At 37.9% G+C, this 21,649-nt stretch carries 21 protein-coding genes; 4 read left to right on the forward strand and 17 right to left on the reverse strand.

Annotation, left to right across the window (positions count from 1 at the left end; genetic code table 11):
• Nucleotides 1–4: 4 nt before the first annotated feature.
• From fliD to BUA11_RS02585, 13 genes are read right to left on the reverse strand one after another with little or no spacing between them, the layout of a single operon-like run.
• Nucleotides 5–1,783, reverse strand: coding sequence for a flagellar filament capping protein FliD (gene fliD / locus BUA11_RS02525; RefSeq protein WP_072758027.1), 1,779 nt, complete (start codon nt 1,781–1,783; stop codon nt 5–7).
• Between the two features lie 4 nt (nt 1,784–1,787).
• Nucleotides 1,788–2,150, reverse strand: coding sequence for a flagellar protein FlaG (locus tag BUA11_RS02530; RefSeq protein WP_084634321.1), 363 nt, complete (start codon nt 2,148–2,150; stop codon nt 1,788–1,790).
• Between the two features lie 29 nt (nt 2,151–2,179).
• Nucleotides 2,180–2,557, reverse strand: a complete 378-nt coding sequence (gene rbfA / locus BUA11_RS02535) for a 30S ribosome-binding factor RbfA (RefSeq protein ID WP_072758029.1) — start codon at nt 2,555–2,557, stop codon at nt 2,180–2,182.
• Nucleotides 2,535–3,404, reverse strand: a complete 870-nt coding sequence (locus BUA11_RS02540; RefSeq protein WP_072758031.1) for an HDOD domain-containing protein — start codon at nt 3,402–3,404, stop codon at nt 2,535–2,537. Before BUA11_RS02540 ends, rbfA begins: the two co-directional genes overlap by 23 nt.
• A gap of 20 nt (nt 3,405–3,424) precedes the next feature.
• Nucleotides 3,425–4,819 (reverse strand): sensor histidine kinase, encoded by a 1,395-nt coding sequence (locus BUA11_RS02545; RefSeq protein WP_072758033.1) that lies wholly within the window; start codon nt 4,817–4,819, stop codon nt 3,425–3,427.
• Nucleotides 4,820–4,865: 46 nt separating this feature from the next.
• Nucleotides 4,866–6,494: an arginine--tRNA ligase gene (gene argS / locus BUA11_RS02550; RefSeq protein ID WP_072758035.1), complete on the reverse strand. Its 1,629-nt coding sequence runs from the start codon at nt 6,492–6,494 to the stop codon at nt 4,866–4,868.
• A gap of 47 nt (nt 6,495–6,541) precedes the next feature.
• The gene (gene yihA, locus BUA11_RS02555; protein ID WP_339744686.1) at nt 6,542–7,183 is read right to left on the reverse strand and encodes a ribosome biogenesis GTP-binding protein YihA/YsxC; all 642 of its coding nucleotides are present in this window, start codon (nt 7,181–7,183) and stop codon (nt 6,542–6,544) included.
• The gene (gene lon / locus BUA11_RS02560; protein WP_084634322.1) at nt 7,089–9,557 is read right to left on the reverse strand and encodes an endopeptidase La; all 2,469 of its coding nucleotides are present in this window, start codon (nt 9,555–9,557) and stop codon (nt 7,089–7,091) included. Before lon ends, yihA begins: the two co-directional genes overlap by 95 nt.
• Nucleotides 9,535–9,993, reverse strand: coding sequence for a tRNA (adenosine(37)-N6)-threonylcarbamoyltransferase complex ATPase subunit type 1 TsaE (gene tsaE / locus BUA11_RS02565; RefSeq protein ID WP_245789460.1), 459 nt, complete (start codon nt 9,991–9,993; stop codon nt 9,535–9,537). Before tsaE ends, lon begins: the two co-directional genes overlap by 23 nt.
• Nucleotides 9,990–11,435 (reverse strand): glycerol kinase GlpK, encoded by a 1,446-nt coding sequence (glpK, locus tag BUA11_RS02570; RefSeq protein ID WP_072758037.1) that lies wholly within the window; start codon nt 11,433–11,435, stop codon nt 9,990–9,992. The genes tsaE and glpK overlap by 4 nt, the downstream gene beginning before the upstream one ends.
• A gap of 30 nt (nt 11,436–11,465) precedes the next feature.
• Nucleotides 11,466–11,687: a DUF2905 family protein gene (locus BUA11_RS02575; RefSeq protein ID WP_072758039.1), complete on the reverse strand. Its 222-nt coding sequence runs from the start codon at nt 11,685–11,687 to the stop codon at nt 11,466–11,468.
• The gene (locus BUA11_RS02580) at nt 11,599–12,495 is read right to left on the reverse strand and encodes a PSP1 domain-containing protein (protein ID WP_072758041.1); all 897 of its coding nucleotides are present in this window, start codon (nt 12,493–12,495) and stop codon (nt 11,599–11,601) included. The genes BUA11_RS02575 and BUA11_RS02580 overlap by 89 nt, the downstream gene beginning before the upstream one ends.
• The gene (locus tag BUA11_RS02585) at nt 12,492–13,334 is read right to left on the reverse strand and encodes a hypothetical protein (protein ID WP_072758043.1); all 843 of its coding nucleotides are present in this window, start codon (nt 13,332–13,334) and stop codon (nt 12,492–12,494) included. The genes BUA11_RS02580 and BUA11_RS02585 overlap by 4 nt, the downstream gene beginning before the upstream one ends.
• A 133-nt stretch (nt 13,335–13,467) precedes the next feature.
• Here BUA11_RS02585 and BUA11_RS02590 point away from each other — a divergent pair, with 133 nt between their 5' ends.
• The 3 genes from BUA11_RS02590 to BUA11_RS02600 are packed head-to-tail and all read left to right on the forward strand — an operon-like array spanning nt 13,468 to nt 17,270.
• Entirely contained in the window at nt 13,468–14,538 is a 1,071-nt protein-coding gene (locus BUA11_RS02590) for a polyprenyl synthetase family protein (RefSeq protein ID WP_072758045.1), read from the forward strand.
• Complete coding sequence (gene glgX / locus BUA11_RS02595; protein ID WP_072758047.1) at nt 14,531–16,687, forward strand: glycogen debranching protein GlgX; 2,157 nt, start codon at nt 14,531–14,533, stop codon at nt 16,685–16,687. The genes BUA11_RS02590 and glgX overlap by 8 nt, the downstream gene beginning before the upstream one ends.
• 16 nt (nt 16,688–16,703) lie before the next feature.
• Nucleotides 16,704–17,270 (forward strand): hypothetical protein, encoded by a 567-nt coding sequence (locus tag BUA11_RS02600; protein WP_072758049.1) that lies wholly within the window; start codon nt 16,704–16,706, stop codon nt 17,268–17,270.
• 7 nt (nt 17,271–17,277) lie between these two features.
• Here BUA11_RS02600 and BUA11_RS02605 read toward each other — a convergent pair whose 3' ends face one another.
• Nucleotides 17,278–17,664 (reverse strand): Rid family detoxifying hydrolase, encoded by a 387-nt coding sequence (locus BUA11_RS02605; protein ID WP_072758051.1) that lies wholly within the window; start codon nt 17,662–17,664, stop codon nt 17,278–17,280.
• Nucleotides 17,665–17,691: 27 nt separating this feature from the next.
• Complete coding sequence (locus BUA11_RS02610) at nt 17,692–18,390, reverse strand: energy-coupling factor ABC transporter ATP-binding protein (RefSeq protein ID WP_072758052.1); 699 nt, start codon at nt 18,388–18,390, stop codon at nt 17,692–17,694.
• A gap of 101 nt (nt 18,391–18,491) precedes the next feature.
• On the opposite strand from BUA11_RS02610, the gene BUA11_RS02615 reads away from it, so the two are divergent.
• Complete coding sequence (locus tag BUA11_RS02615; protein ID WP_072758054.1) at nt 18,492–19,355, forward strand: YitT family protein; 864 nt, start codon at nt 18,492–18,494, stop codon at nt 19,353–19,355.
• Between the two features lie 50 nt (nt 19,356–19,405).
• Here BUA11_RS02615 and BUA11_RS10455 read toward each other — a convergent pair whose 3' ends face one another.
• Together BUA11_RS10455 and BUA11_RS10460 are read right to left on the reverse strand one after the other, a co-directional pair.
• A complete protein-coding gene (locus tag BUA11_RS10455) occupies nt 19,406–20,089 on the reverse strand; it encodes a methyl-accepting chemotaxis protein (RefSeq protein WP_245789462.1) in 684 nt (227 codons plus the stop codon).
• 45 nt (nt 20,090–20,134) lie between these two features.
• Complete coding sequence (locus BUA11_RS10460; protein ID WP_245789464.1) at nt 20,135–21,391, reverse strand: methyl-accepting chemotaxis protein; 1,257 nt, start codon at nt 21,389–21,391, stop codon at nt 20,135–20,137.
• Nucleotides 21,392–21,649: the final 258 nt, after the last annotated feature.

The following is a 21,649-nucleotide window of genomic DNA, read 5'->3' on the forward strand; positions in this document are numbered from 1 at the left end:
TCTATCACTTCTTTTGAGCAAACGCCTGAGCCATGAATCCACCTTGTGCTTGCAATTTTGCCAGTGCACTTTCAAGCGTTGAGTACTTTGCCCAGAGCTGTTGCTCTTTTTTCTGCAAGTACTCAAGCATTGTGGCCATACGCTTGGAAAGTATTCGTTTCTCTCTCTCGAGCCTTCCGTTCAAACCAGCAACTGTGTCTATTTCGCCGTTGAATTTTGTCAATGTCCAGCTGTAATCTTTTATTTGAAGCGCCAATCCTTTAGTTCCCTCAGTATTCCCAAAAAATTGCCAGACCGCTTCCGCACCGTTGGCATCGATGAAACTTTTCAGCTTGTCTTCATTCAAGGTAATTTTACCTCTCATTGTGTTAGTGAAACCTTTTCCTGTATCACCAGATTCAATTCCAAGAGTATTCAAAGTTTTTCCATCAATGTTCATTGTTAAGAAGCTTCTGAATTTGTCAAATGTTCTTCTTATGAACGAATCGCTCTTAAGTAATCCTTGAATCTTCTCATCTTCAGTCATCTGGTCTTCTGTTTTACCTCTAACTTTATTCTCAGTGAGTTTTGTATAAAGAAAATCGGTCAACTCGTTCCACCTATTTACGAACTCTTTCACACGCTCGACTATCTTATCCTTGTCTGTTGAAACTGTAACTGTTGTTGCTCCAGTTGCTGTTAAATTAAGCGTCAGCCCGTTGTATGTCAGACTGTTAGTTCTTGAGGTCAATTGTTCAGTGTATCCATTTAATGTTACGTTTACCTGTGCAACACTTCCAAGTGTAAAGGTACCAGTGTCCAGTCTTAGAATGGTTAGTAAATCGCTATCACCTGTCACATCAATAATATTGTCTCCTGTTGTTTTGCTTGTTATGACTAACCTTCCGTTTTTATCGTCATAAGTTGCGAGTACTGAAGAGACTGAACTATTTATTTTCTGAACTATGTTACTAATCGTATCTGTATCTTTTAAAGTTATATTTGTTCCATTAATCGTTAGAGTTCTGTCGCCAGTAATTCCGAGATTAGAAAGTGTCTTATATGTTGAGTACGCTCCGACATTTCCGCTACTTTCCAAGGTGAATGTTCCGGATTGTTGAGTCATAACCGCGTCGTTTAATCTGAAAACAAAAGTGAAGTTACCAGACGTATTTGAAATCTGAAACGCCTTATCAGATGTTATTTTAAGTTTACCATCCGTAAAGGTAACGGTCGCGTTCGCACCGAGGCTTGAAAGTGCGTTTTGAAGATTGGCAACGACATCATTTATCGTATCTGTTGTCGCAACATTAATCGTTGTCTCATTCGTACCTATCTTTATTTTCACAGTTGAATTCTGTGGAACGTATCTTGCATCTATGTCACCAACCATATCTGCCGATGTAATAGTCTTTCCAAAGTCCTCACCTAAGAATATGCTGTTTGTAGCAAGTGACAATACTTCGACATTGTATGTACCGTCTTGAGCAGTTGGCGTGGCAACCGCACTGAGGATAGAATTTGAGGCTGTGGCACTTTTAGGTATAAGTGTTGCCTGGAGCGAGAAGTTTGACAGGTATGTATAGAAATCTCTAATCTTATCTGAGACCTTTTGATAGGCCTTTTGTAAATAAGTGTATTGCAAATATTTTTCATTGAGTCTCTGGAGGGGCATTGACTCAACTTCTAATAACTTTTCAATGATAGATTGTGTATCCAGACCACTAACCGCACCGCCGATTTGCAGCCGTGACGAACCCTGGTAGCGATAATTGATGTTATTTGCTATACTTGAAAGGTCCATTTAATCACACCCTTTCGTCCATCAAAACCCCCAACAATTCCTGTATATTCTTTGCGAGTTTCACTGCAAGTTCTGGAGGAATCTGGCGAATAATTTCCCCCGTTTCGGGATCTTTGATCTTTATGACGACCATGTTTGTATCTCTATCTATTTTGAATTCAGCTTCTCCTCTAAAAATTTTCTTTAATTTTTCAAGGTTTTCCTTAAACAAGTCAATATTTTCAGATTGAGGAGTGACTACACCGATTTGCTCACTTTGATGATTAGAGTTATTTTCGGTTGTTTGTACATGTGTGTTCGGCATTGGAGATTTCTTTTGAAATTCTTGGTCAACATTTGGTACTCCCAAACCTTTTATAACCTCCATACGGACCCCTCCGTTTATTAGAATATCCCTTATTCGTTATCGCCTAGTTTTTTATTTTCTTTAATTGAATCAAGCAGCTGACCTATTCTCACAGTTGCTTCAATGCCTTTATCTTCTTTAAACCTCAACTCGGGAGCTACATACATTCTTATATTCTTGGCTACGAAAGTTCTAAAATACCCCTTCTTAGATTCAATGTATTCCAAAATCTCTTTTCTTTTATTTTCGTCACCAAGGACACTAACATAAATATCAGCATATCTTTTGTCTTTTGATACTTCTACTCTTGAGATCGTTATGAGAGACCTTGATTTTTCTATGAATTCGTCCTTCATTTCCATCAGCGCCTCAGAAATCACTTTTCGCAACTCTGATTCGAGCATTTTAAGCTTGTATTCCTGCTTCATCTTCAACACCTCCGTATATTATATCTTTAGATTTATCAAACACTCTATCAAGTTCATTGTATATTACTTTCAAGGCAGAAGGTTTCAACCCCAAAACACTTAAAGCAAACGGGTCAAGGTACGGTTCACCGTATGACAGTGAATAGCCAGGTAGGAATATGTTAGAATAAACGTTTGCTAAGTGGACTATACATATCATCTCTATATAACGAGAATCTGGGTTCAATGATGGTTTCTCGTGGTATTGCGCTACACTTATGTATTCATCTGGGAATTTCCACAATCTTAGGAGTTCACCACCTATCTCCATGTGATTTTCAACATTTCCCTTGTATTCCAAAAGAAAAAACGGTACTTGAGATCTTTCACCAACTTTTGAAATTTCATAGGTATACTTGGGAAACATCAAATCAAGTACCAACTTCCCAATATCATGCATCATCCCAGCCAAGAAAACTTCTTCTCTGTTTATGAAACCTATGCTTTTTGCAATATGCTCTGAAAACACTGCTGTTAACATGAAATGAGACCATAATTTATCATGGTCGATAAAGGTATGTTTCGAATGAAGTGCCGAATAAGTAAAGACGCTTAACGCAAGATTTCTGACCGTTTTGAAACCTACGATTACAATCGCTTCACTTAGCTTAGTTATCTTGCGTGGAAGACCATAATACGCGGAGTTAACTAACCTCAATATTTTGGTTGATAACCCGACATCCATAGATATAGCCTTTTCGAGGTCTTTTGCACTCGAATTTGGATTTGAAGCTGTTGAGATTATCTGTTGTACCACTATGTCAGGTGTAGGTATCTCAGTAACTGTGTTTAGTAGCTCTTTAATCATTATTATTCCCTCTTGGATTATTATTTTGGTATAATTACAGTAAAGATACTGCCCTTACCTTCTTCAGATTCTACCTGGATTGTGCCTTTATGCAATTGAACAATCTCTCTAACAATCGCAAGTCCAAGACCTGTTCCCGGTATTGAATATGTAAGATCATTATCGACCCTGTAAAACTTGTCGAAGATCTTGTCCAGCTTATCACCAGGAATTCCTATTCCGTTGTCTGAGACCATTAATCTGATCTGATCATCTTCATCTATTGCCTCGATTTTCGCATATCTTTCTTCCTTGCTTTTGTCTGAGAATTTGATAGCATTCGTCACTAAATTTAGAAGAACTTGTTCCATACGCCCCGGGTCACAATTTACAGTCACGTTCTTGCAATCGACCATGATGTCAACGTTATAATCACTTGCCATTTGTTTTGCAGACTTCACAACATTTTCAACAATCTTGCATATGTCCGTGTTCTCCTTTACTATCTTCATAGTGTTAGATTCAATTTGTGAAAAATCAAGTAAATCGTTCAACAAATTTTCAAGCCTTTCAGACTGAGTTTGAATAATGGTAAGGAATTCTTGGATTTCTTCCAATGTCATTGGCATGTTAAGCATCGTTTCTGTGTAAGCCTTTATGGCAGCTAAAGGCGTCCTCAATTCGTGTGAAATGTTCGCTATAAAATTGGTCTTTATTTTGTCGACTTCTTTTAACTTTTGAATTTCCTTTTCAGTCGTTATGTTTCTCAAACTTACCAAGAAACGTTCTTCACCGAAAAATTCGACCTTCTTAATAGCTATACTGAAAAATGTGCTCTCCTTTTCGAATTCGAAAAAACCTGACTCGTGCTCAACTTCTTCTCGAATTTTTTCGAGCAAAGACCCACTTTCCTCAAGAATTTGTTTGGCTTTAAGATTCATAAACTCGATTTCTGTGTCTTTAAATACCAGAATGCCATCGTTTGAAACGTTAAGCACTGTCTCAAAATACTTTCTCGAATCATCCACCATCTTGAACAATCTAAGGTTCTCCAACGTAATTCCCGACAGATATGCAATTAACTGGAGGTAATCAATTATCTCTGGAGTTGGTTCACTTGTTGTTAAAAGTACAGCTATAGCAAGGCTCTTCTTTCCTTTAAATATTGGAACAAGACCTACATACAGGTCTTCAAATGGTAAAAACGTTGGATGTAACCTTTCCTCAACCCAACTGATATAATCGCTGTAATAGTTCTCACTTATCGATACGCCATTAGGTTCTAAATAAATTACATTTCCAGAGCTCAGAATGTTTAATACCTGAAAGTCTAAAACGCGTTTTATAATCTCACTCAGTGCAGTATAGAGAGTCTTTTCGTCTTCCACCTTTGAGATTTCCAACATATACTTCGAAAGTAACTGCTGAACGTCCATAATAAAGCACCTTCTCAATTAGCTTTAATATTTTACTATTCTTATCTTACATTTTTTCGGGCGCACTCACTCCGAGTAGTTTTAAGCCTTCTGAAAGTATGATCTTTACACCAAGAGCCAAATTTAACCTTGCATTTGTGAGTTCTGGATTGTCAGTGTCAACTATCTTGTACTCAGCATAATACTTGTGAAACGCGGAAGCAAGCGTCTCGAGGTAGTCAGTGAGATAGTGTGGTGAAAGTTTTTCTTTACATCTTTCTAATATATCATCGAAAGACGATATGTGTTTTATAATTTTCATTTCACTCTCGTTTTCGAGTAATTCAATGTTTTCTAACAGATTAAATTGAACACCTTTTTGTCTTGCATTTTCAAAGATACTTGAAATTCTGGCATGAGCATATTGTACATAATAAACGGGGTTTTCATTCGTTTTCGATTTTGCCAGTTCCAAGTCAAAATTTAAATGAGTATTTACATCTACCATAGCAAAGAAATATCTTGTAGCATCTTTGCCAACTTCCTCTATCAGCTCATCAAGTGTTACAAATTCTCCGGCTCTTGTACTCATTTTTACAATCTCTTCACCACGTTTCAAAGTCACAAACTGGTGAAGTAAGAAAACGAGAAAATCTTCCGGTACATCCAAAGCTTTCATCGCTGCGTACATTCTTGGAAGATGACCATGGTGATCACTTCCAAAGATATCGATTGCGATGTCATAGCCCCTCTTAAACTTCTTGTAGTGGTATGCAATATCGGTTAGGAAATATGTATAGCTGCCATCATTCTTTATCAAAACTTTATCGTTATCATTCACAAAGCGTGACACTCTAAGCCAAAGTGCACCCTCATGTTCGTAGGTTAAATCTTTTTCTTTCAGTATATTTAGCACTTCATCTGCAGTTCCATCATCTATCAGGCTCTTCTCACTATAAACGTTATCAAACTTGGTGTCTAACATTTCCAAGGTCTTATCAAACATTTTCGTGATTTCGCGCAGTGCGTAATCCCTGAAAATATCTTCAATTTCGTTGTCCCATGTTCTGAAAAATCTATTACCGCAATCCTTTAATACGAGCCTTGCAATATCGATAACATAATCGCCTTTGTAACCGTCCTCGGGTATTGGTTCTTCGTATCCAAGGAGTTGATTGTACCTTGCCCAAACTGACTTTGAAAGGAGTTTTATCTGCCTTCCGGCATCATTTAAGTACATCTCTTTAGTTACATCGAAACCGATATACCTTAGGATATTACCCAGAACATCACCTATAACTACCTGCCTACCATGTCCAACTGTAAGAGGACCTGTTGGATTCGCACTACCATATTCCAACAATATTTTTCCTTTGTTCTTGAATCTCCAGATTCCTTCAGGACTTCTTAGGAAGTTGTCCAAGAAATCCCTGTAAAAAGTTTTTGATACTTTGAAGTTTATAAACCCAGGACCTGCGATTGAAATTTCGTCAAACATAGGATGTCCAGTTAATTTCTCCACAAAGTACTTGGCGACTTCACGTGGTGGTTTTTTAAAGAATTTCGCTCCAATTAATGCTATGTTAGTCGAAAAATCTCCAAATTTTTCTTCCGGAATCTCTACAACGAAATCATACTCCATTCCTGTTTCCATGAGATAACTCTTAAGTAGTGATTCTATCTCTCTTTTTATCATCTACTAAAAACCTCCTGTTTGTTGTGAATAATTTTAAATATTCAGAATTACTCTTCCGAGTTTTGCAGGGCTTCAACTATAACTTTCCATACATCTTCTATGCCTTCCTTGCTCAAAGATGAACAAGGAATGATTTTTTCTACACCATATTCAGAAAGGACTCTTTTGAAATAAGAGATTTGCTTGTTTAGCTCATTAGAAGAGAGTTTATCTGTTTTCGTCAGCAACACAACTGGACTAATTCCTAAGATCTGTAACCATTCGAGAAGCTGTTCATCGGATTCCATCAATTCGTGCCTCGAATCAATAAGTGAAAAGAGGAGCTTCATATTCCAACTTCTTTCTGAAAAGTATCTTTCTATAATCTTCCTCCACTCTTCTCTATCTTTTTTTGAAGTCCTTGCGTAACCATATCCGGGAAGGTCTACAAAATAAAACTTTCCGTTAACCTTAAAATAATTTATTGTTTTCGTCTTTCCTGGATTTTTACTAACAAAAGCAACTTTTTTTCCTAAGAGCGCATTTAATAAGCTTGATTTTCCAACATTTGATCTTCCAACAAACGTGAATTCCCCAAGGAGGGGGTCAGGAAATCTATCGTTTGGAGTTGCTATCACCTTTGCGAGTTCTACGTTTTCCGCTATTCTTTTTTGTAATTGCATCGGATTTTTCTTGTTTAGATTTGTCACAGAGTGCCACCTCCAGTACCTCATCTATAGTTTGGACGAACACAAACTTCATCTTTTCGCACACATCTTTTGGTATTTTTTCCAAATCAACTTCATTCTTCTTAGGCATAATGACTGTATTGATTCCTTTTCTGTAAGCCGCCAATACCTTTTCCTTAATTCCGCCGACCGGTAATATACGACCTCTGAGCGTTATTTCGCCAGTCATTGCTATGTCGTTTCGAACGGGTATATCCTTGATTATAGAGACCAGAGCTGTTGTTATAGTAATTCCCGCGCTTGGACCATCTTTTGGTACTGCGCCTTCTGGCACGTGTATATGTATATCGTTTTTCGAAAACTTTTCAGCATATTCATCGCCGCACATCTTTTTGGCAAGACTTAAAGCAATTCTTACCGATTCTTTCATAACATCGCCCAATTGTCCGGTTATTATCAGTCCGCCATTGCCTGGTAAAAGTGTGCTCTCTACATAGAGTGTAGTTCCACCGTTTGGTGTCCATGCAAGTCCTGTTGCAACACCTACAAGTGGTTCATCTAATCTGTCTTCTTCTCTGACTTTGCTTGGTCCAAGATATTCTGATACTTTTTCGGGAGTAATTACAACTTTCTTTCCGACTTTTGTGTATTCCAATGTGGCTCTTCTAATGACGCTTCTAAGCTGTCTTTCAAGTTCCCTTACACCAGGTTCCATTGTATATTCATTTATAATTTTCCCTATCGATTCATCTTTGAATTCAAAAACCTTCTTATCTGTTTCTGTGAATTCTTCGTATATCTTTGGAATTATGTGCTTCTTCGCAATATGAAATTTTTCAACATCCGTGTAACTTGAAATTTCAATAACTTCCATACGATCTCTCAGTGCTGGTGGTATTGAGTATATTACGTTAGCGGTTGTTACAAATAGTACTTCGGATAGGTCGTATGGTAACTCGATGTATAGGTCAACAAAGTCCTTATTCTGTTCGGGATCAAGCACTTCAAGGAGTGCAGATGCTGGATCTCCTTGGAAACTTATTCCCATTTTGTCTATTTCATCTAAAAGTATTATGGGATTCCTCACTCCAAGTTTCCTGATTAGCTGTATGATTCTTCCTGGTAATGCACCAACGTATGTTCTTCGATGTCCCCTGATTTCGGCTTCGTCTCGCAATCCGCCAAGGGACATTCTGCCGAACTTTCTGTTCATCGCCCGAGCTATCGATTTTGCGAGCGATGTCTTTCCAACTCCCGGAGGTCCAACGAAACATATTATAGGTGCCTTCGCCTTGTCAGACAGCTTTCTTGTCGCAAGGTATTCAAGGATTCTTCTTTTCGGTTCTTCGAGTCCGTAGTGGTCCTCTTCCAAAACCTTTTCAGCAAGGTTTATATCCAATGTGTCCTCAGTCTTCTCGTACCAAGGTAGATTGAGAATCCAGTCAAGATAAGTCCGTATGACGTTAGCTTCAGGAGCGTATGGTGACATCTTTTCAAGTCTTTGCAGTTCAGCTTGTGCTTTCTCTTTTACGTAATCTGGGTATTTACCTTCCTCTATTTTTGCTTTTAATTCCTTTATTTCGACATCTTCTTCTCCGCCGAGCTCATCGCGAATAACTCTAAGTTTCTCGCGCAAGTAGTATTCTCTTTGGGTTTTCTCAATTCTTTCCTTGACTTTCTGGTCTAACTGTTGTTCTATCTCAAGCAACTCGGTTTCTCTAACTAAAATATCGAGAATCTTCTCAAGCCTATTTGCGGGATGTACTATCTCAAGCAATTCTTGTTTTTCTTCTATAGTACCTGGACAAAGTGAAGCGGCTATATCTGCGAAAACATCCGGATTATCAACGTCTTCTAACAGCATTAACGTCTCCGGCGGTATTTTTCTTGAATACTGAACATATTTGTGGAGCTCTTCTTTCACCATCCGCATAAGAGCTATAAGCCTTTTAGACTTACCATATCGAGTTCTTAGCAAATCGAGTTCGAATACGAAAAACTTTTCGCCAACATTCTTCGTCCATCTTGCCCTTGTGATACCTTCTACTAAAACCTTGAACGTGTCATCTGGAAGCTTACCAACTTGAATTACCCTTACAACTGTTCCAATCTTGTAGAGATCATTTTCAGTTGGATTCTCGACGGTAGGATCTTTTTGATTTACAACAAAAACCAGATTATTTGTTTTCTCCATAGCCTCTTCAAGAGCCATGAGGGACATTTCTCTTCCAACATAAAATGGAACCACCGTGTTTGGGAATATAACCATGTTACTCCTCATAGCTATTGCTGGGAGTGTATTTGGAATAGATATTCGCTCTTCGCGGGCCTTTTTCGCTTCTTTCTCCAATCTGCTGAACTTCCTTTTATTCTTATTGTTCTTTATATTCTCCAAAGTTTAAGCACCTCCTGAACCTGCTAACCCTCTTTGATGGTACTCGCAGTCTTACCTTTCTGTGTTTTTCATCTTCATGTTCGAAGAATACAGTGATAACATCCTCTATGAAGTACGAATCTATCAGATTTCCCCATTCTATAACAAACACACCATTTCTGTCTTCTATTTCACCTTCGAGTACATAGAAAACGTCTTCTATTCCGTTGAGTCTATAGGCGTCTAAGTGATATACCGTCTTCGAACAAGCATATACGTTCATCAAGGTAAAAGTTGGACTTGTAACGATCTCTTCACTGCATCCAAGACCTGTAACAAGTCCTCTTACAAATGTTGTCTTTCCTGAGCCTATTTCACCTGAAAGTATTATAACATCACCTTCGGCAAGACATTGGGAAAATGTTCGCGCAAATGATTTCAATTCTTTTTCTGTCAAGATTCCCAACTCAAAGCACGATTCACAGCCTGTTTCCACTTACCGAACTCCTCCTCACGTGACTGTTTTGGTGTAAAGATTCTGTCTATTTTTCTTATCTCTTGAAGTTTCTTTTTGTCGACAATTCCAAGAGCCATAGCTGCCAATGTTGCCGCACCCAGGGCTGTTGTTTCCCTGTTCACTGGACGTTCAACAACTGAACCGACAACATCAGAGAGTATTTGCATTATAAGATTATTTTTCGACACACCGCCATCTACTTTGAGAGTATTAACCTTTATAGAACTCTCCTTCTCCATTAGCATGACGAGTTGTCCTACAGAGAATGCTATACCTTCAAATGCTGCGTATATTATATGCCTCTTATCGGTTCCTGGTGTTAAGCCAATTATCAAACCCCTTGCGTACGGGTCCCAGTACGGTGCGCCTATACCTGTAAGTGCTGGAACGAAATAGATACCTCCGTTATTTCCAACCTGTAAGGCTAATTCCGTTAATTCGGAACTATCTTTTGCAAATCCAAGATTTCTAATAAGATAGTTGACCAATGTGCCGGTTATGAAAACACTTCCTTCAAGTGCATATGTTAGCTCATCTTTTATTTTCCATCCAATTGTAGTTAACAGGTTGTGTTCAGATGTTATTAGGTCACTACCAGTGTTCATCAATATGAAACTACCAGTGCCGAGCGTACATTTAATATCTCCCTTTTGAAAAGCAGTTTGCCCAAAAAGTGCTGCCTGCTGGTCACCAACTAACGAAGCTACTGGTATACCATCTTCTGTATAGCCTATTAACTGTGCAGTATCAACTACCTGCGGCAAAAATTCTCTTCGTATATTAAATAGCGAAAGAAGTTCATCGTCCCAGTCTAAGGTTTTTATATTGAAAAGCATAGTTCTTGATGCATTTGAATAATCTGTTACATGTTTACCTGTAAGCTTCCAAGCAAGAAAAGTATCAATTGTTCCAAATCTTAAGGTTCCTTTATTGTACGCTTCTTTTACATCTGGCACATTTTCGATGAGCCACTCCATCTTCGTTGCTGAAAAATATGGATCAACAACTAAACCTGTTCTTCTTTTGATTTCGGTTCCGTATTCCTTTCTTAAATAGCTTGAACGCTCTGCTGTTCTTCTGCACTGCCAAACTATCGCATTGTAAAGTGTTCTTTTACTTTCAGCATCCCATGCAACAACCGTTTCTCGCTGGTTTGTTATGCCAATGACTTCAATCTTTTCTCCTTTTGAATCTGCAACTCTTTTACACTCTTCAAGAACCTCCACAACTGTTTGCCAAATATCATCAGGGTTATGCTCAACCCATCCTTCTTTCGGATATATCTGTTTAAATTCTCTTCTCGCTTCGTGAATTATCCCAAAGTCTTTATCAAAAAGTATAGCTCTTGTGCTTGTAGTTCCCTGGTCGAGTCCAATGTACATTTCCCTTTCCCCCTCTACCATTCGGCATTCTTATTTAAAAAATTTGCTAATTATATTCAATATAATCGTTAAAGCTACGCTTAAAATGATCATCGTTGTGATTGGAAAGATAAACACAAAATTCTTTTTCCTAATAACAATATCTCCTGGCAACCATTTCAAATCACTCATCTTCGATATCAGCAATATCATCAAGCCCATCGTAATAGTTACTACTCCTACCACTATCAATAACCTTCCAATTTCCCGCATTTTCTCCCTCCTTAAAGTATGTAAATGGGAGTGCGACCATCTCGCCATCTTCTGTTTGTAATGTTACTTTTGAGAGGAAGACGTTTACAGTTATTACTTTAGCGATCTTACCGTCATAGTATATCGTTGAACCTTCATCTGGTATGTTTTTGAGCGCTTCTATGTAATATTCGTGTTCATAAGTAAGACAGCACAGCAATCTTCCGCACGGACCAGTTATTTTTGAAGTATTAATCATCATCTGTTGTTGTTTTGCATGTTTTAGCGTAACACTGTCGAACTCTCTTAAGAAATAAGAGCAACAACTCTTTTTACCACATAATCCCAATCCTTTAATGAATTTCATCTCATCTCTTGCACCAACTTGCCTAAGTTCGATGCGTGTTTTGAATTCCTTTGCGATATCTTTTACTAATTCTCTAAAATCCACACGTGTTTTTGAACTAAAATATATTACCAACTTGCTCCTGTCGAATATATATTTTGATTGCAGAACTTTCATGGGCAATTCGTGCTTCTTCACAAGTTCAATAGTTACTTCACGTGCTCTTTTTGCAATTTCCTCATTTTCGCGAATTATATCTAAATCTTCTACCGTTGCTTTTCTTAAAACCGACTTCAGTTCGTAGTCTACATCATCTATGCTTATATCTTTCGGCCCCAAAAGAACTTTGCCGTAATCAGTTCCAAACTCACTGAGAACAATTGCGTAGTCTCCATAGGTCATTTTCTCACCATTATCTAAGTAATAGATAATCTTACCCATTGGCATTAATTCAACACCATAGACTGTTGCTTGTAAACTCACAGATTATCACCTCTTAAGTTAAGTAATAAAGTATAGTACGTAAGCTGGTAATTAAAGTTAAAAACTTTTGCTTTAAGCACACTATCACAAACTTGTGCAAGTCTAATCTTTTCTTTCAGTGTTAATCTTTCATCTTTGAAGGCAGTCCACATAACCGCTTTTGCTGTTATTTTCAGAAATCGGACATCATTTTTCTTAGAAAGGCGTAAAAGAAATTTACTAAAGGTTCTTAAATCCGCTGAGATATTCTTTTTGAACATTTCTTTTAATGACATGAAGATCGTTAAATCTGACAGATCTTCTGTTTTAGATTCAAATAGTTCATCTTCTGAAAGAACGTCGTAGTTTCCTCCCACCAATTCTCTGAGCATATCGTAGTTCCAGTAAGCTATAAATCTTTGAAAATCGTTTAATTCAGAGCTGATTTCTAATTTGACATACAATTTCTGCAATCTGCTCCTTATCGTTGGAAGTAGAGAGTTCCACCTTGTTGTTACAAGAATCAAGACAGCATAAGCTGGTGGTTCTTCCAATGTCTTTAAGAAAGCGTTTGCTGCTTCCTGCGTTAATTTGTCAGCATCATAAATAATGACAAATTTTGAATCACCCTGAGGAGTAAATTCTAAAAAATTTATGGCATTTCTTATTTCATCGATACCGATATTAGTTTCAGGCTCAATGATGAGTACGTCAGAAATCTTTGAAAAATCGATTATTGATCTCAACAAAGTCCTGGCGAATGATTTATTCACAACTACAAGACCATACGATTTACCATTCTCGATTCTTTTTCTCAGATTTTCAGCAGCATTAGAAATTTCATTGAATGTGACATCCAAAAAATAATGCACCTCCTGATTCACTACTTTTCCAATATATTTTATTATACCACATTTGCCAGTTTTAGACTATTTCAAACAGGTGTGGTATAATTTTATTTGCAAACTAACTGGTTAATGGAGGCAAAATAGAATGCGAGAAGAAGCTCTTGAAATACAGAAGGCCGTAGAACAGGAAATACAAAGAATCCTTAATGGGTTATTTGAAGATACACCAGGAGAACTGAAAGATGTGATCGTTGAGTTTTCACATTTTGTACTAAGGCCTGGAAAGAGGATCAGACCTTTTTTGCTTGTGTTAACATACAAGGGGTACTCGGATAACGATGCTGAAAATAATGCTCTGAAGTTAGCAGCAATAATTGAAATCATGCATGCCTTTTTACTCGTGCATGATGACGTTATCGATGAATCACTTTTAAGAAGAGGGGAACTAACGTTACACAAGATATACGAATCCAAATTTGAGAACGAAAAGCTCGGTAAAGACCTTGCAATAATTGTTGGAGATATAATATCGTTTTATCTTCTTGGCGTGTTATCTGAACTAAACATTGAAAGTCGAACCTTCAGAAAAGTATTGAGACTCTTCTCGGATTGTTATGTAAAAACAGGTTACGGTCAGCTGCTTGATATATTATACACTGGACGATTGGATGAGACAATATTAACAGACGATATCCCGGCAAAGATCAGCTTGTTAAAAACCGCGTACTACACGTTTATACATCCAATGCTTTTCGGTTACTATCTTAGTGGCCAGAATGATGAAAAAGAAATAAAAACGCTCACAGAAATAGGCAAACTCGTTGGGATTGCTTTTCAGTATCGAGATGACATAATTGGTACATTTGGTGGGGACAAAAAGAGTGTTAACGATATTGTTGAGGGTAAGGCTACCATACTGATAAAGAAAACTTCCGAAAAGCTCTCAAGCGAGAAAAAAATGACTTTGTTTGATATCATTTCCAAAAAGGAAAAAACTCAGGAAGAGATCGAACTCATACAGAGTCTGATTTTGGAGAGCGGGGCGTTAACTGAAACTGTAAATGAAATAAACATTCTCGTATTGAAAGCATTAGACTTACTTGAGAAGTTATTTATGAAAGATAGGTCCAAAGAAGAGATCAAGAGAATATTGAACAAAATACTCGAAATTCCGCAGATTGGAGAAGTTAGGAACGGTGGTGAAATAAGTGGCTGATTATCCACTTCAGTATAAGAACCCCGGACCTGACGTTGTACTAAAAACGAAGAGAGGTTATCCAAGATTAGGTGCAACACCTGATGAAACAGGGGTTAACTTTGCAATATTTTCTAGAAATGCCACTCGAGTTATCTTGGAACTTTACCAAAATTACTATGATTCGATACCATCGCATTCTTTTGAACTTGATCCCATAAAAAATAAAACCGGAGACATTTGGCACATATACGTCTACGGCATTGGACATGGCCAATATTATGGTTGGCGTGTAGATGGAACTTATGATCCACTAAATGGTAAGCGATTTAATGTTAACAAATTGCTCATAGATCCATACGCAAAGGCAGTAACAACATTTTTTGACTGGAACGATGATGCTGTTTATGGGTACGAGAGAAATTCTCCGATGGGAGACTTATCATTCTCTACAATTGATTCTTCAAAAAGCATGATAAGGTCAATCGTAATTGATGATTCAAAGTATGACTGGGAAGACGACAGGCAACTACACATACCGTGGAACGAAACTATAATATACGAGATGCACGTTAGACTTTTCACTATAAGCCCGACTTCAAACGTGAAATTTCCGGGCACATTCCTTGGAATAATTGAAAAGCTTGACCATTTAAAAGAGCTCGGCGTTACTACAATTGAACTTATGCCAATTTTTGAATTCAATCTTAACTCAAATCCCAATGTGAATCCAGTTACTGGAGAGCAGCTTAAAGACGTTTGGGGATACAACCCATTGAACTTCTTTGCAGTCACCGGAAATTACTCAGTTGGGCTGAAGCTCGGTGAACAGGTGTTTCTATTCAAAGACTTTGTAAAGATGCTTCACAAGAATGGCTTTGAAGTTATTTTGGATGTTGTGTACAACCACACAGGAGAAGGTGGAGAAAAGGGACCTACGCTTTGCTTTAGAGGAATAGACAACGAGATATATTATATGCTTGATCCGAAGAATAAAAGGTACTACTTAAATTATTCAGGGTGTGGCAATACCTTGAATTGTAATCATCCTGTTGTCAAAGAGATGATAATTGACAGCCTGAGATACTGGGCGACCGAAATGCACGTTGATGGTTTCAGATTTGATTTGGCATCTGTGCTTGGTAGGACGCCAGACGGTAGGTGGATAGGTGATTTATCGCTTTTGAAAGACATAGCCGAAGACCCAATTGTTGGAAAATTGAAATTGATTGCTGAAGGTTGGGATGCTGCAGGTGGTTATCACTTAGGACTCTTTCCAGAAGGATGGGCTGAATGGAATGGAAAATATCGAGATTGCGTTAGAAAGTTTGTCAGAGGCGATAATGGAGTAATTGAAGAGTTGATGCTTAGAATATCTGGTAGTCCCGACCTCTACGCAAATAGAAAACCGCATGCAAGCATAAATTTCATAACATGCCACGATGGATTCACCATGAGAGACCTGTTATCTTACAATAAGAAACATAACGAAGCAAATGGCGAAGGAAATAGAGATGGTACAGATGAAAACTTTAGTTATAATTACGGAGTTGAAGGTGACACAGATAATGAAAAAATCGTGAAAATACGAAAACAGCAGGTAAAGAACTTTTTTGCCATACTTATGCTTTCTCATGGAACTCCAATGATTTTGATGGGTGATGAATTTTTCAGAACACAAAATGGGAATAACAATGCTTACTGTATTGATGATGAAACAACGTGGGTTGATTGGACATTGAAAGAGAAACACAAAGATTTGTTTGAGTTTGTTAAAAAGATGATTCGCTTTAGAAAGTCACATCCTGCCTTAAAGAGAGAGTGTTTTTACGAAAAATACGATAAATTTGGCAATCTCATAACGGATATAACTTGGCATGGCATTAATCCTTTTGAACCAGACATGTGTTATCATTCTCATTCGATAGCTTTTATGATATCTGGATCAGATCCAGTTAAGGGTTTAAGGATAGATAACAATATATACGTTATCTTGAATCAATGGAAAGAACCTTTGAACTTTGTACTTCCGCCACTTCAAGGCGAAGATTGGTACTTAATCGTAGACACATCTAGAGATTATCCGGATGATTTCTTGGAAACTCCATACTTAGTGAAGGGATATTATACAGCTCAACCGCATAGCACTGTCATATTTATATCTGATTAGGGGAGGAATGCGGAGCATGGAAACTTTCTTTGGAACGATTGTCTTTTTGACAGGAATTCTTTTGAATAATTGGGTTTCAAGTTTACTTCTATCAAGACTAATCCTTATACTAACGATGGTAGGGATAGGTTTTCTTATAAAAAATCCATACGCAGTTGTTGTATTGACACTTCTTCTTTTACCATCGAGGTATATTTATACTCCTGTTGGAAAGGAGATGCTTAAAGATTTACGCAGGTTCTTATTTAACAGAGCCATGATTCGTAACAAGACTTACCTCACATTAATCGGTACCGCGGGCGTATTTCTTGGATTTGCGCTCCCTGCAATTAAGAATTATCCAATTTCAATCTCTGTTGTGATTATCGTTGCAATAGCAGTGATATATATTGTTGAATATTCCAACGAAAAAGCTTTTTATGATAAAGTCAAAATAGCACTCGGAAATAAAAGTGACGAGATTGAATCGTTAAAGGTAGCTTACGAAAAAATGGTACTCTTTTCGAGTACCAATGTTGATGATTTGATAAAAAATCGCATTGAACTATTCAAGAACGTAAAAGAAAAAAGAGAAACCAAATAAAAATTTCTTAGACAATTTCAACAATGAATTCCATCTCAACCAGTGCGCCTTTCGGAAGGCTTGCAACACCGACAGTGCTTCTCGCTGGGAAAACTGAAGTTTGAGCTTCAAAGTATTTCTGATAGACTTCGTTGATTTTCGAAAACTCGTCCAAGCGAGTTGTAAATATGGTTGTCTTGACGACGTTTTTCAACGTAAGACCAATTTCGGAAAGCATGGCTGATAGATTCTTCAAAATCTGCTCAGCTGCTTTTTCTATGCTTTCATTAACTAATTCGCCGTTTTCTGGATTGATCGGCAATATGCCCGAAAAGAAGATCAAATTTCCAACTCTAACAGCTGATGAATAAGGACCGACAGCTTTGGGACCTTTTGAAAAAGTCAGAACTTCCATGAAAGTGCACCTCCCCAACTGTATTGATTAAACTTGCATTTTCTTAAACTTTTCTGTGGCTGCTTTTCTGTAAAGCTCCGCACCATCGTGCGGATTACCGTCAAAGGCTATCTTTCCATCCTCTATATAAATACATCTATCTACGTAAGGTAGAAACAAATTAATTTCATGAGTTGCAACGAGCACGCCTTTATTTGTCTCCTTCAACTTAAGCACGGCGTTCAAAACCTCTCTTTTACCGTTTTTGTCGAGCATGGCGGTTACCTCATCGAGCAATAAAAACTCAGGATTGAGTGCTAAGACTGAGGCAATAGCGAGTCTTTGTTTTTGTCCACCTGAAAGGTAATATGGATCAAAGAATTTAAGCTCTGAAAGCTCAAGTAAATCTAAGACATACTTCGCTCGAGTTTCCATTTCTGTTTTACTGAGCCCGATATTCTCCAGACCAAAAATAACATCTTCAAATACCGTGCTACCTACAATTTGAGTTTCCGGATTCTGAAAAACGTACCCTGTCAATTCAGATATATCTGAATATTTTCCCGGAATAATTATCTGTCCTGCAAAATCAATTAACCCGGCGAGAACTTTCAAAAGGGTCGATTTCCCGGAGCCGTTTCTACCTATTATCATGACTATATTACCTGTTTCGAATGTCGTCGTTATACCTTTCAAAACCTTCTTGCCTGAGTAATTAACAGAAACATCCTGTAACTTGATATGCACATACTTCACCCCTTCTGGTATAATGATACCATGCGGATGAATTTTATGCAAAGAATACAATAGAGAGAATTTTTAAGAAAAGAAAGGAGGTTTCTAAAATTATGGATCTAAAAGAACAGATTAAAGAATACGTTTTATCGACGATTGGAGTCTTACTTACAGCACTCGGGCTTGTGATATTCTTTATTCCGAACAACATAGCAGCTGGTGGGGCAAGTGGTATGGCTATGATACTCCATCGTTTGTTAAGTGCTATACCTATTGGTGTTTGGATGTATATTATTAACATCGTCTTGTTCATTCTTGGATTTACACTTGTAGGAAAGGACTTCAGTTTCAAAACAATATATTCAACATTCGCACTGAATTTCTTTATAGACTTATTTGATAGAATACTCAAAATACCTCGCTATACAGGAGACGACCTGATGCTTGCCGTATTTTTTGGCAATGTATTAGCCTCAGTAGGTATGGCCATCGCATTTGCAAACAACTCATCGACCGGCGGAACAGACATTGTAGCCAAAATATTGTCAAAGTATTTTCATACCCCGATAGGAACGACACTACTCATGATTGACTTCTCAATCGGTATCTTAGCAGGCTTCGCATTTAACCCGCGTATAGCGATGTATGCACTACTTGCTATCATAATAAACGGCATAACGATAGACTTCATATTAAAAGGTTTAGAACTTGCAGTAACTATGACTATCATTTCAGGCAAAGTCGACTCAATAAAGGACTATATATTGAATAAGATGGAACGAGGGGCAACTATACTGAAAGCCCGAGGCGCTTATTCAGGAAGGGATTTGGATGTTCTATATGTTGCATTAAGGCGTAGAGAGCTTGGAGAAGTTCTGCATGCTATCAAGCAGATTGACCCTGATGCGTTTGTTATAGTAAACGAAGCAAGATACGTACTTGGAGAAGGTTTCAGAAGCATAGATAAAATAGTTTAATTTTATAAAGAAAGCCCCCATTTCAGGGGCTTTCTTATAACAAATACTTGCTAAATCTTGAATTTCCTTATTGTTTCTACCAACTTTTCTGCAATATCGTCCAAGTTTTCTGCTGTTTTTGCAACGTTAGCTATTGCATCAGATTGCTGTTTAATAGCCGTTGTTACTTCGTTCATTTGCTCAACAACACTTACCATGGACTTACTTGCGCTGTCCATCGCACTGCTCATTTCTTCAGCTGCTGCACTCTGCTGTTGCGCGCTCGCTGCTAAGTTCTCCGTCATTTGCGACATTTTGACGATGCTCTGCAATATCTGTTCAAATTGCGTTTTAATTAATGTAGATTGCGCTGCTGCCTGGTTTACGATCTCAACAGTTTCTTTTGTTGCGTCACTTGCTTTCATGCTTTCATCGACTATTCCCCTCAGAATGTTCGCAATATTCTGTGTCGCTTGTTTACTCTCTTCTGCAAGTTTCCTAATTTCATCCGCAACAACAGCAAAGCCTCTACCAGCTTCTCCTGCCCTTGCTGCTTCTATTGCAGCATTTAGTGCCAACAAGTTTGTCTGTTCGGCGATAGAGTTTATCGTATCTACTATCTCGCCTATGTTCTTCGCACTTTCGCTGAGTTTTTCAACTGTTTCAAACGTCGTATTTGCTTTTTGTTTTGTTTGTTCAATAACGTTTGTTATGGACAATATTGCCTTTTGACCTTCTGTTGAAAGTGTGGACACTCTCTGAGCCTCTTCACTGAGTTTTTGTGAAGCGTTTGCAACATTTTAAGCACTTGCTGCAACTTCTTGTATACCGCTTGTCATCTCTTCAATTGCAGCCGATGCGTTGTTCACATTCGTGTTTACACTGTCAACTTGTGCTGTGAGTTCTTCTATCGTGGCGCTTGTTTCTTCGGATACTGCTGCCACTTGAGATGCTTCTTGCTTTATAACATTTCCTTCCTGCTGGATTTGTGAAACAATACCTCTAAGAGCATTAATTGTGCTCGAAAGTCCGGTTGCAATCTTTCCAATCTCATCTTTTGATTTGGTTTCGATGTTCACAGTCAAATCACCTTGCGCTACTTTCTCAGCGGCAGCAACAATTTCGTTGATTGGTTTGACGATGAATGTTCTTGTAAACCACAATGCTAAGAGAATGCTCAAGATGATTGCTATCACAGTAATACCAATCATTACGATTGTGGCAATGTTAGCTTCCTTCATCAAGTCTTTCTCTATTACAAGAGTTGCAAAAATCCATCCATTTGGCAGTCTCTTGTATCCTGTGATACGTTTGACATTGTTGAATGTGTATCCAAAAACACCACTCTCAGGTCCTGAAAGCCATTTTTTGAAGAATTCCTGATCCGACACGTTCTTTCCTATCAGTGTTGTATCTGTGTGCAACAGTATATTGCCGCTCTCTGACACAACTGCATTTAGGTATCCAAGTCCCTTGCCCTTTACCATGAGTTTTTCCGAAAGTTTTGAAATATCAAAGTCAAGTGCAACAACGCCGACAATTCCTTCATCCGTTTGAATAGTCTTAGCAATAGTAACAACAAGTTGCCCAGTTGAAGCGTCAGCATAAGGTTCTGTAATGATAATCTGCCCTGGTTTTGCTACTGCGTCTTTGTACCACGGTCTTGATGTTGGGTCATATCCTTCAGGGAGTTCCGTCTCAGGTATCAAATACATTCTTCTGTCCTTTAATCCAACATAAACATACATAACATCTGGATAACTCTTCATAACGGTGTTGAAAAGTTTCTTCATCCAAACATCTTCCTGGAATTCGTTTTTGTAGACACCCAATACGTTTGCATCCTTTGATAGCAGTTCGATGAGCTTTACGTGCCCGTCAATGAAACTCATCAAGTTGTCTCCGCTGTTTTCCGCAAGTGCTTGGAGGTTCTGTTCTGTCTTTTCTACAATCATGGATCTCATGGTAAACAAAGAATAAATTCCTATAGCCACCATGAAGAGAATCAAGATCGCAACAGCCACCATGATCTTCTGGAACATCGTAAGGTTTCTCATGAAAAGCCCTCCTTTCAGATTTTGTGATACTAAGCGATACTCTCACATCCTCAAAATTATTACCGTATGTTAAATTCACAAATTACAATAATTATTATACTACAAATTATGCTTGAATCTACAGCTTAGTCTATAAAACTAATATAGATTCGGATATATATAGAAATCCTGAAAAATTTTGAGCAATATGAATGAAAAGATTGCAAAAGTTAGAAAGATGCAATTAATAAATTATTTTTATCGTCCAGTTATTTTGAC

It is taken from the genome of Fervidobacterium gondwanense DSM 13020, from assembly GCF_900143265.1.
Taxonomy (GTDB): Bacteria; Thermotogota; Thermotogae; order Thermotogales; family Fervidobacteriaceae; genus Fervidobacterium; species Fervidobacterium gondwanense.